This window comes from Neptuniibacter sp. UBA6509, from assembly GCA_002435145.1.
GTDB lineage: Bacteria > Pseudomonadota > Gammaproteobacteria > Pseudomonadales > Balneatricaceae > Neptuniibacter.
Map to the genome: position 1 here is coordinate 31,004 of DJLT01000123.1, position 11,113 is coordinate 42,116.

10 protein-coding genes are annotated in these 11,113 nt (G+C 44.3%); 3 read left to right on the top strand and 7 right to left on the bottom strand.

The genetic code is table 11. The features are described from left to right. Nucleotides 1-67: 67 nt before the first annotated feature. The 6 genes from B4K11_RS16930 to B4K11_RS16955 form a co-directional block, all read right to left on the bottom strand. Complete coding sequence (locus tag B4K11_RS16930; protein ID WP_292953958.1) at nt 68-1,201, bottom strand: DUF1513 domain-containing protein; 1,134 nt, start codon at nt 1,199-1,201, stop codon at nt 68-70. Continuing rightward, nucleotides 1,173-2,261 (bottom strand): imelysin family protein, encoded by a 1,089-nt coding sequence (locus B4K11_RS16935; protein WP_292953955.1) that lies wholly within the window; start codon nt 2,259-2,261, stop codon nt 1,173-1,175. Before B4K11_RS16935 ends, B4K11_RS16930 begins: the two co-directional genes overlap by 29 nt. After that, nucleotides 2,261-3,745 carry a di-heme oxidoredictase family protein gene (locus B4K11_RS16940; protein WP_292953952.1) on the bottom strand — a complete coding sequence of 495 codons (1,485 nt, stop codon included), beginning with the start codon at nt 3,743-3,745 and terminating at the stop codon, nt 2,261-2,263. Before B4K11_RS16940 ends, B4K11_RS16935 begins: the two co-directional genes overlap by 1 nt. Before the next feature lie 64 nt (nt 3,746-3,809). Then, nucleotides 3,810-5,084 (bottom strand): imelysin family protein, encoded by a 1,275-nt coding sequence (locus B4K11_RS16945; RefSeq protein ID WP_292953949.1) that lies wholly within the window; start codon nt 5,082-5,084, stop codon nt 3,810-3,812. A gap of 117 nt (nt 5,085-5,201) precedes the next feature. After that, a complete protein-coding gene (locus B4K11_RS16950) occupies nt 5,202-5,816 on the bottom strand; it encodes a hypothetical protein (RefSeq protein WP_292953946.1) in 615 nt (204 codons plus the stop codon). After that, on the bottom strand, nt 5,791-6,336 hold the full coding sequence (locus B4K11_RS16955; protein WP_292953943.1) for a gamma carbonic anhydrase family protein: 546 nt from the start codon (nt 6,334-6,336) through the stop codon (nt 5,791-5,793). Before B4K11_RS16955 ends, B4K11_RS16950 begins: the two co-directional genes overlap by 26 nt. Before the next feature lie 176 nt (nt 6,337-6,512). Between B4K11_RS16955 and prlC the strand changes: the two genes are divergently transcribed. Continuing rightward, complete coding sequence (prlC, locus tag B4K11_RS16960) at nt 6,513-8,561, top strand: oligopeptidase A (RefSeq protein WP_292953940.1); 2,049 nt, start codon at nt 6,513-6,515, stop codon at nt 8,559-8,561. A gap of 121 nt (nt 8,562-8,682) precedes the next feature. Further along, complete coding sequence (locus B4K11_RS16965) at nt 8,683-8,946, top strand: YheV family putative zinc ribbon protein (protein WP_292953937.1); 264 nt, start codon at nt 8,683-8,685, stop codon at nt 8,944-8,946. Nucleotides 8,947-8,985: 39 nt separating this feature from the next. On the opposite strand, the gene B4K11_RS16970 is transcribed toward B4K11_RS16965, so the two are convergent. Further along, nucleotides 8,986-10,083 carry a PQQ-dependent sugar dehydrogenase gene (locus B4K11_RS16970; protein ID WP_292953934.1) on the bottom strand — a complete coding sequence of 366 codons (1,098 nt, stop codon included), beginning with the start codon at nt 10,081-10,083 and terminating at the stop codon, nt 8,986-8,988. 139 nt (nt 10,084-10,222) lie between these two features. Here B4K11_RS16970 and B4K11_RS16975 point away from each other — a divergent pair, with 139 nt between their 5' ends. Next, nucleotides 10,223-11,095, top strand: a complete 873-nt coding sequence (locus tag B4K11_RS16975; RefSeq protein ID WP_292953931.1) for a DMT family transporter — start codon at nt 10,223-10,225, stop codon at nt 11,093-11,095. Nucleotides 11,096-11,113: the final 18 nt, after the last annotated feature.

Here is an 11,113-nt window from a genome sequence, read left to right on the forward strand (position 1 = left end):
TCAATAAAGTTCAAATTTAGAGTTGTGAAGCACAGGTTTTACCTAAGCCGGTGCTAGAATTTTTAGCTTAAGAAATGTTGCTCAAATGGTTGTCCCAGTGGATCCCCTTTGGCAGCTCCAACGAGATTCTTCTTTTCAGCTTTGTGGAAACGTCATAATGGTAAAAGCGCCCTCTACCGGTGGAAATTAGAAAGCAGCTTTTTGTCGATGTTGCAGTTAACCCACAGCCGTCAGTTGTTTTAATGGAATTTAAATAATCACCGTTCTGCGTCCAAAATGTGATTAGGTCACCTCTCGGTGACGAAACCGCAACGGTTTCGCCGCTTTGGTCAAAACGGATACTTCCGCAATACTGTTTCATAGCGTGGTTAATAGGTGTGGGGGCTTTAACAAGCCTGATGGCTTCCCCCTGTGAGTGAAAAGCAACTAGAGGCATATCGTCTAATTTATCTCCTTGATATTGCAGCGCTATACCTACCCTGCCCTGAGAGTTTACATCTAGGTGACGAATGCTTAGTTGATGATGTTCGGTCGTGAGAAACACTTGCTCCTGTAATTTGCCGGATAGGCTATCGATATACGCTAATGATGGTTGCATAGTGCTCAGATTAAGCTTCTCACGTCCCTGTTTCGGATGGGTGTGAATACCGCCGTTTGCGATCACTAATGTTCTTCCATTGGGCATCATTTTTAGTTCATGAGGGCCTATTCCTGCAGAACTGAATTGCTTGATGGTGTTGAAGTTATCATGAACATCTCGAACAACAATCAAGCCGTCACCTGTACTCATTTGGTTCTCGGTGGAAATTAGGTAGCGGCCATCTGGGCTGAAGATTGCGTGACCATAAAAGTGCTGCCCTTGCCTACTTTGAATACGTTGGATCAGCTGTTTCGACTGATAATTAACGATATCGATAAAGGTTTCTGGGCGTCGTCCTACCGCAGCGAGCAGCGGTAACTGTGGGTGAGCCGCAATATGATGAGATCGAGCAGGAAGCGCATGGCGAAACCGTAACGCTCCCTGTTGATCGATAATTAATAGCTCATAGAGACCTCTGGAAGTCTGAGATGCCGATGCAAACAACGTCTCATTCCCCCTAGCCAGTAGTGTTGAGCTGAATAGACTGCCGCCGAGTAGAGAGCTCCCAAGTAAGGCGGTAAAGTTTCTACGACTAATCCCCATCGCGGCTATTAAATCCAAGCTGAAGTTCTAGCATGTTCATGCTTTTTTCAAGATTGCTATGCAGCTGACTAATCTGTTCCGATATATGTAAAAGCTGCTTATGAACTGAGGCTTCTTGGAGGTGCTTTGATAATGGGCTAGGGAGCTTACTCAGGCCGGTCTCAATGGATTTGAATTGTGTTTCAATATCATCAGCTAGGCCTACCTCACCTTGTTCTCGCATAAGTAGTGATAGATTGTAGGCTGTAACACCGCTGTACATATGGTGCAGAGCTTGAATGTTGTGTTGCATGTTTTGTAGTGCGTTTTTACTGCGCCAATTTTCTAAACGACGGGGTTTGGCTTTAGCAGTTTTGCCTAAAGGTCTGAGTATTTTAAGATCACGAATGATTTCTAACGGCTCTACCTGAGCTTTCATTAGATCAATACTCGCCTCTTGTGCACTCTCATAGTTACCTTCCTCAGAAGACAGATACTCAAATTCCTGTTTGTATGTTTGCCATTCAGCCAGCGTGTTTTCCGTTTGAGTGAGTAAATGCCCACTAATGGCCTGAAGAAACTGGCAATGGAAAGGGTTTTCTTGCAGTGTTTTAAGTGGCTCATCGGTAAAGATAATGCGCTCAATGGCAGGAAGTCCCTTAACCGCAATACTTGCTGTGTTAAAAAATTCAGGCGCTAAGGTCGCAGGGTTCGCTTCAGTGAGGAGCAGGTTAAGCTGTTTAGACGTCAAATTCTTTTTATCGGGCCAAAACTGAATCGTATAACTGCGCATAAGGAGTTCAATCGGGCCGAATTGAACGTGCTGAATACGTTGCCAAGCATTTAACATATTGATAAAGCTCGTTTGTGTTTGTTCGAGCGTTACTGAGTTAGGCGCTTGGCAGAGTTGAGTGCTACTGGTTTTAAGCTCGGCGCTTTGCTTCGCCAGTTTTAAATAATTAGGCAGCACATGGTCATTGATGACAGCTTGATTGAGTTTTAACCACTGTTCAGGGTTAACTTCTGCTATCGCTACTGATGAATAAGTCAGCAGCATATAAGCAAGTAGTATGGATTTGATGAGATGTTTTAAGCTCATTATAGCGATTCCAAAAATTTAATTAGATTATCCCGATCCCGCACGGGCATATTCTTTACTTTTTGCTTGGCTCCTTCTGCCTCTCCGCCATGCCATAAGATGGCTTCTAGGAGTGTTCGAGCTCGTCCGTCATGTAAATAAAAGCTATGACCGCTTACTGCTTTAGTTAAGCCAATACCCCATAGTGTTGGGGTTCTCCATTCAGAACCATTGGCTAGAAATTCGGGCCGGTTATCGGCTAAATCTTCACCCATATCGTGTAGAAGTAGGTCTGTATAGGGCCAAATCAGTTGATTGCTGATAAATGGCTGTTTTGGATTATTCGCGGTGGTAAATGTGGGCTGGTGGCACAAATGGCATCCAGTATCTTTAAAGACCTGTTTGCCAGCTAGCACAGCTGGGGCATCCGCATCTCTACGTGCAGGAACTGCAATATGCTGGGTATAAAAGAGTAAAAGGTCGGTCATTTTCTTCGAGGCCTCAACGCCATCGTGATGCAGACTATTACCATTTACACGGTTGATGCATGCGTCTTGGTTTTCAGTACATTCCCCGTTAGGGTTGCTGGCATAAGGTGTTGATATGCCTATATCGCCATTGAAGGCCGAGTTGTTTTGCTGGTGAAGTGTTGGATTACCGGCCTTCCAGCCAAAGCGCCCTATCTCACTGGATTTTGCTTTTTGATCCCACACTTTATTGGCCTTGCCCGAAATACCATCGTTGTTAAGGTCTTGTGGATCACTGAGGGATAAAATATCTGTATCTGCTATGTTCTCTAACAGCCCGAGTCCAATCATTGCCGGTGCTATACGTGGCGAGAGCATTGTTTGTGGATGTAGGGGGCCATAACCTAGATGACTGATTGTATAGTTAGGGCGACGTAATGCAGCTGTTTCTCCCCCTGAAAGCTGCACGGTTTCCTCTGAGTACTCAATTTGAATACGTCCTTCAGCAGACAACCCCGGTATCGCAAAATCCTGTAATTGCTGCCCATAGGTGGGTTCTGGAATAACGCCGATACGTCCAGATGTTAAAAGGGCTTTTTGTTCTGCTGTTTGTGCAGGGATGCTGAGTCGCAAGAAAAGTGAAACAGCATTGTCCTCTGGCCAATTGCCTTTAGGCGTGTGTCCCCGTCCATCTCTGATATGACACTGCATACAGGAGCGAGCATTATAGAGAGGCCCTAAACCATCACTCGCGGTGGTGGATGAGGGTGAGGGAACCCAGAGTTTTTTGAAGATACTATTTCCAAGTTTGAAATCTAGCTGGGTTTTAAATGGCAGATTTGCAGCGGGAAAGCTGAAGGCTTGCCGATTGGGTTTGTTATGGTGTGTCGTGTCGCCACCCTGCTCTATCTCCCCTTTCTCCAGCTTTGCTGGTGAAGTTATATTGCTTTCTTCCGCTCGGGCAGCGGTTACCCCTACTAAACAGATAAATAGACAAGAAAGTATGTGGTGCACGAATGAAGAACTCTGTTTTTTCATTGTATGAGACAACAACCGAGACAAAGGTTAAAGCCTAAGCCTCGATTAAGATGCTTAGTTTGCCTTATTCAGCGTTGATTGATGCAGGGTTATCTAGGCTATCGGAGCCTTCTAGCTCAACCCCCTCTAACTTCATTACGGCAATCGTGTTTTCAATGGCCTCTGCCTCTGCAACAAGCGCGTCAACAAAAGTTTGAACCACTTGGTTACCGGCTTTATTGTTTGCCCCGATAAGAACATCAAATGTATTGCCTTTGGCTGCTTCATCAGCCATCGCTTGTGCTGCAACTTCAGTATTCTTTAGTTTGTTTTGTAGATCCTGATCAACGATAGGTGCTCGGTTTTTAACAAGTTGAGAGAGACTTGCGCCCGAAACAACAGAGCCATCGGTACGTGTATATTGGCCTAAATAAACGTTCTTAATGCCTTTCGCATCATAGAAGTGAGAGTTATGAGTATTGTCAGAGAAGCAATCATGCTCTTCTTCTGGGTCATGTAGCATGAGGCCTAGTTTTGTACGCTCTCCTGCTAGTTCGCCATAAGCGAGGCTGCCAATACCTGTTAAGATACTGGCAATTCCGCCCTCTTCGCCTTTTGCGATCAGTTCAGCACGCGCTGCACCATTGGCGGTCCAGTTATTGGTCATCTCTTGTAGATCGTCGATAAGCAGTTCTGTACTAGCGGTTAGGTAATCACGACGGCGATCACAATTTCCATTTGTGCAGTTTGTCAGATCAAAATCTGTAGCAGGACGGTTACCTGCACCTGGGGTTGTGCCGTTTAGATCTTGGCCCCACAGTAGGAATTCAATCGCGTGATAACCTGTTGCTACATTAGATTCAACTTCATCAATCTCATGTAGGGTTTCAGCCAGTAGCTTTTTATTAATATTAGTGACATCGATCTCAACGCCACCTACTTTCAATGTGGTGTTCGCTACGATGTTAGCGGTATAAAATGGGTTTTCATCGGATTCAGAGCCATAACCTGCCGCAACATAATCGATAAGGCCTTCATCTAGGGGCCAAGCGTTAACTTTGCCTTCCCAATCATCAACAATAGCGTTACCAAAGCGAAAGGCTTCTGACTGCTGATAAGGTACACGTGCTGCGACCCATGCAGCGCGAGCTTTTTCTAAGTTTGCTTCAGAAGGCTGCGCGAGAAATTGATTCAATACTTTGCTTAGTGCTTTTGCGGTTAATAATGAATCTTCATAAGTGGCGTGTGCGATGTCAGCATAGTTGTCCAAGATAGCTGATTTTTCAGATGCTGTTGCGAAAGCTTGTCCGCATGCAAGGGCTGATATCGCAGCAGCTACGAATGAATGGCGCAGTTTCATGAGTAATTCCTATTAATTTCGTCGTGGGGCAATAGCGCAAAGGGTAATGGTAATGAGAATAGATATCAATAGCGAATGTGTTTATTTGTGTAAGTTAAACTACAAAACTATAAGGAATTAAGGATTGGAGCCAGATAACCAGTTTTCAGAGGGTGTTATCCAGGCGGGTTCCCCATTGGCGCCAAACCATGAGTCGACAGCGTAGGCTTCGCTAGTACTTATTTCGACCACGACGGCACTATTATGAGGTGCATTAAGTGTTAAAGGGCCGCGATGAATATTGCCGCCGATGCGGTGAAACTTTATGAGATTTTGTTGTTTCAAAATCAAAAGATAAGCACTGCTATTACTGGATTCTGCAATGCAGTCCAGTTGATTGCTTTTGACACTGAAAGCATTCATCGCTTTATCATGGCTGGTGCCAATTTTAGGTCCGGTAATCGTTTCAAATAACCCCATTGCTTTAGCAATTAATACTCTCTCTTCTTCTGCAGAGTTTGGGCTAGGTTTGAAAAGCTGGTGAACCGGTTCTAAATCTTGCGGGGTAAGCTGAATGGAGGTTGATTTAGTACAACCAAAATTTTGGCATAAGGATACCTGACCGTTATCGGCAGGCATCGGTAAGCCTTTGGCTTTGAACCACCACTCCGGGGTGCTATTTACATTATAGCTGCACCCCGTGGTCGATAGTATCAGGGCCAGTAAACTATAAGTTAGCGTAATCTTCTTCAAGGTGCTTGTCCTTAAGCTTGACGTAGTTCGCGGCAGTATAACTGAAAAATGTACGCTCTTTTTCAGTAAGTGGACGTTGTTGTTTTACCGGACGGCCGACATAGAGATAGCCGCTCTCTAAGGTTTTACCAGGAGGAACTAAAGAACCTGCACCGATAATGACTTCATCTTCTACAACCGCACCGTCCATCACCATGGCGCCCATGCCTACGAGTACTTTATTGCCTATAGTGCAACCGTGTAACATTGCTTGGTGGCCGATAGTTACATCCGAGCCAATGATTAAAGGGAATCCGTCGGGGTTATAGGGGCCTGCATGGGTAATATGTAGTACTGTGCCATCTTGGACACTGGTTCGGTCACCCACTCTGATTTTATGCATATCACCGCGAATAACGGTTAATGGCCAGATCGATACGTCATCACCTAAAACAACATCGCCCATAACAACTGCGCTAGGGTCAACAAACACACGTTCACCTAGTTTAGGTGTCATGCCTTGATAAGTCCGTATTTTCATATGTATTACTCTTAGGTGATGAGAGATTGAAGGCTTAATCGTAAGCGTCTTTTCTATTATCGCAAAACTTTAGAGCGAATCTCTATAATTGCGACTTATTAAATAGTCTTGGAATTGAAAAACAGGCTTTTGATCCCATTTAATAATGATTATATCTCTTTTCAGGAGCACGTTAGATGAGCAATCCAATGCTTGAACCCCAGTTGTTGCCCGCTTTTAGTTTGATCAAACCCGATCATATTGAAGAAGCAATCGATCAATTGTTGGCTGATAACCGTGCAGAGGTGGCAAATATATTAGAACAACTGTCATCCTCTAAAGAGCAGCCAAGTTGGGAAAGCCTTGTTGCTCCAATGGAAGAGATGAATGACCGTTTAGCAAAAGCATGGTCGCCTGTGTCCCATATGAATTCAGTGGTAAACAGCGATGAACTGCGCGATGCCTATAATGCGTGTATCCCTAAATTGTCGCAATATTGGACAGAGATGGGTCAAAATCAGGCGTTATACCAAGCTTTTAATCAGTTGTCTGAAAGTGAAAACTTCCAACTGATGGATGAAGCACAGCAGAAGGTTATCTCAAATACGTTAAGAGACTTCCGCTTATCGGGCATCGCACTGAATGAGACGGATCAGGCGCGTTATGCTGAACTACAGCAAAAGCTTTCAGAGCTGACGACCAAGTTCTCTGAGAATGTGTTGGATGCCAGTAATGCGTGGAGTAAATTGCTCACTCAAGAGAGTGACTTAGAAGGTTTGCCGCCTATGGCGTTGGGCGCGGCTAAACAGATGGCTGAAGCTAAAGGTGAAGAGGGCTGGTTAGTCACATTAGATTTTCCATCCTATCTTGCAACAGTGACTTACGCAGATAATCGCGAGCTTCGTAAAGAGATTTATACCGCTTTTGCAACGCGGGCATCTGATCAGGGGCCGGGTGAAGGGCAGTGGGATAACTCTTCTGTAATGACGCAAATTCTTGAACTGCGTTTAGAGCTTGCGAAACTGCTTGGCTTTGAAAATTATGCGGAATACTCACTGGCAACGAAGATGGCTGAGACGTCTGACCAAGTTGTGAGCTTCCTAAATGATCTGGCTGAGAAGAGCTTGCCGGTCGCTAAAAAAGATTATCAACAGCTGTGTGATTTCGCTAAAGAGCAGCATGGTATTGAAGATCTACAAGCTTGGGATCTGGCTTATTACAGCGACAAACTTAAGCAGGCTGAGTACTCGATTTCTGAGGAACAGATTCGCCCTTATTTCCCGCTACCTAAAGTATTGAATGGCTTATTTACAGTAACAGGCAAACTGTTTGATATTCAGATTAGCGAAGTAACTGATTTTGATCGTTGGCATGAAGATGCTCGGCTGTTTGAGATCAGTCATGAGGGGGAGGTGATTGCTCGCTTCTTCCTAGATTTGTATGCACGTGAGAAAAAGCGTGGTGGCGCATGGATGGATGATTGTCGTGTTCGTCGTCGTTTAGATGATGGTGCATTGCAGCTTCCTGTGGCTTATTTGGTATGTAACTTTAGTTCTCCAGTGGGGGATGATCCTGCTTTACTGACTCATAATGAAGTGACAACGATGTTCCATGAATTTGGTCATGGTTTGCACCATATGTTGACTCAGATTGAGTCGGCTGATGTGAGTGGTATTAATGGTGTGGCATGGGATGCGGTTGAACTCCCAAGTCAGTTCCTAGAAAACTGGTGTTATGAACCTGAAGCGTTGGCTCTTATCTCTGGCCATTATCAAACAGGTGAAGCTTTACCGCAGCCTTTGTTAGATAAAATGCTGGCTGCACGTAATTTCCAGTCAGGCATGATGATGATGCGTCAGATTGAGTTCTCTCTGTTTGATTTCTGCTTACATCGTGAATATGAGCCCGGTGTTACCGATGTTCAGTCCTTTTTGAATGATATTCGCGCTAAAGTGGCTGTGATTAAGCCGCCAGCATTTAATCGTTTCCAACATAGTTTTAGCCACATTTTTGCAGGTGGTTATGCTGCGGGTTACTACAGCTATAAATGGGCTGAGGTTTTATCTGCGGATGCGTTTTCTCGTTTTGAAGAAGAGGGCGTATTTAACTTATCCACAGGCACGGATTTCCGTAAAAATATTTTAGAAATGGGCGGTTCTAAAGAGCCAATGGAGCTGTTTATTGCATTTAGAGGCCGCGAGCCTAAAGTAGATGCTTTATTGCGCCATTGTGGAATCCAGTCGTAGAGCTAAGCTATCTAAATGGCAAAATGTTCAATAGAGTAAAGATATCTTTAGTGCAGGAGGTTCGAGGGGCCGTCATTTTTATCCCCTTTTTCCTCCTGCTCAAGAATAAAAGAGAAAACTAATGAGTGTGATAAAACGTTTTATAGCTGGGGCCGTGTGTCCACGTTGCGGAGAGATGGATACGATTCGTACCTATCGTGATGAAGAGCGAGAGCATAAAGAGTGCGTGCGCTGTGATTATGTAGACTCTATGCGTCTTGATGGTGAAGTCGAGGCAGAAGAGCTTGAGACGCGGGTGAATCGCGAAAATGCCCCGGTAATTGAAGAGGGTGCTCAACCTTTACTGTTTACGCCTAATCCAGGTAGTAAGCGTAAAGACCATTAAAGATAAAGCTTCGCAGTGATACAGCGGTTTAAATCTGTATTACTGCTTTGACACACGATAAATTACACCCGCATAGTCATCTGATATGAGTAAGCTTCCGTCAGTGTCTTGAATAATATCGTTAGGTCTTCCCCAGTGTGTTTCGTCTTGAAGCCAGCCCGTAATAAAGTTCTCATGCTGAATAACTTCGTTATTTCGGATACTTAACCTGACGACTTTGTAGCCTACTTTTTTTGACCGATTCCACGAACCGTGTTCTGCAATTAACAGTGTTTGCTCATCTGCTTCAGGGGCGAGGGCGCCTTCAATCGTCTTGTTAATGAACGTCATACCTAAAGGAGCGACATGTGCGCCGAGTGCATAAGTAGGCTCCGTAAACTGATCAGACGTACGCGCAGGGTCGCTGTATTGTGGATCTGAAATGCTGTGAGCATGGAAAAATGGGAATCCAAAATGTTGCTTAGGGCTGCTTATTCGATTGAGTTCATCCGAGGGTTTATCGTCGCCTAAATAATCGCGTCCATTTTCTGTAAACCATAACTGCTGGGTTTGTGGGTGCCATGCAAAACCTACACTGTTTCTTACGCCTTCGGCGACAAGTGTCAGATTTTTATCAGCGTCTAACTTAGCGATTGAAGCAAAAGGAAAAGCGGGTAGGCAGGTATTACAGGGTGCTCCAATGTTGAAAAAAATATCCCCTTTGGGGCCAAACTTTAAATATTTCCAGCCATGATGTCGTTTGTTCGGCAGCTCTGAATAATAGGTTTCTGCTTTATAGGTATTTGGGCTCGCAGATCTGTTGAGGGGTAGAACCTCTTTATATTGCAGAATTCTAGATACTTCAGCGACATATAGATCATTATCATTGATCGCTATTCCACTGGGCATATTCAGCTTGTTTGCGATAATGATAGTGTTCTCATAGATGCCATCTTTATTGGCATCGATGAAACCATAAACCTTACCTGCTTTTCGGCTGCCTCCGAAAAGTGTTCCGTCTTTAGCTAAGGCTAATTGGCGCACATTTGGCGCTTGAGCAACGACTTCTATCTTATAACCAGAAGGCAAAGCGAGAGAGTCTAATGGAAGTATCTTGTCAGTTGTAAATGCGAGTAAAAGTGGCAAGGCTGATATCATGGCTATCTCTTATGCGAGTGATATAGGTATTTTTAAATATAGAACTCAGTTATGTTTTTTAATAGTCCATAGCAGTTCATTTAATAAGGCCCTTAGGATATGATCTCGCGCTTACTTTCCCTCCGAACATACTCAAACTATGACTTATTTCAAAACTGTGATGCCTCCAGCTGTTTATTACATGCTGCTTTCTGCTCTGGGCTTTGCGCTGATGGCGGCTTGCGTCAAAGGAGCAAGTGAGTATGGTATTCCTGTTTTGGAGATCGTTGCTGCTAGAGCGGTTGTGTCATTGTGTATTAGTTACATTGATATAAAGCGTAAGCGAATAGATGTTTGGGGCCAGAACAAAGGTCTGTTGATCGCAAGAGGTAGTGTTGGGGCGATTGCATTACTTTGTGTTTATTATGCTGTCACAACCCTGCCTTTAGCTGAAGCAACGATTATGCAGTATACCTATCCCGCCTTCACCGCACTTATCGCGTTATTGTTTCTTAAAGAGAAAGTGCAAAAGGCAACGTTGTTATGCATTGTACTCAGTTTGATAGGTTTAGTGCTGATGGTTCAACCAACGCATGAGGGTAGTAATCTAAGTTCGCTTCCATGGCTCAGTGTTATGGCTGCCCTAGCGGGGGCGTTAGGTAGTGCTATCGCTTATGTTTTAGTGAGAAAACTGAGCCAAACAGAAGATAGCTCCGTCATTATCTTTTACTTTCCTCTGATCGCTCTACCGATTTCAGTGATTTTCTTAGGCAGTGATTTTGTGATGCCGAGTACCGAAGCGCTACTGCTGTTAATCCTGGTTGGTATTTTTACTCAAGTGGGGCAAGTGGGGTTAACGAAGGCGATGCAAACAGAATATGCCGGTAAAGTCTCTGCTTACGCATATGTTCAGGTGGTTTTTTCTGTTGTGCTTGGTTTTGTTTTCTTTGATGAGATTCCCCCCGATTTAACATGGGTGGGGGGAGGTTTAATCATTATGGGTGCGCTGATTAATGTGTTTTGGAAACGCTAAAAGTTAAAACTGATTAAT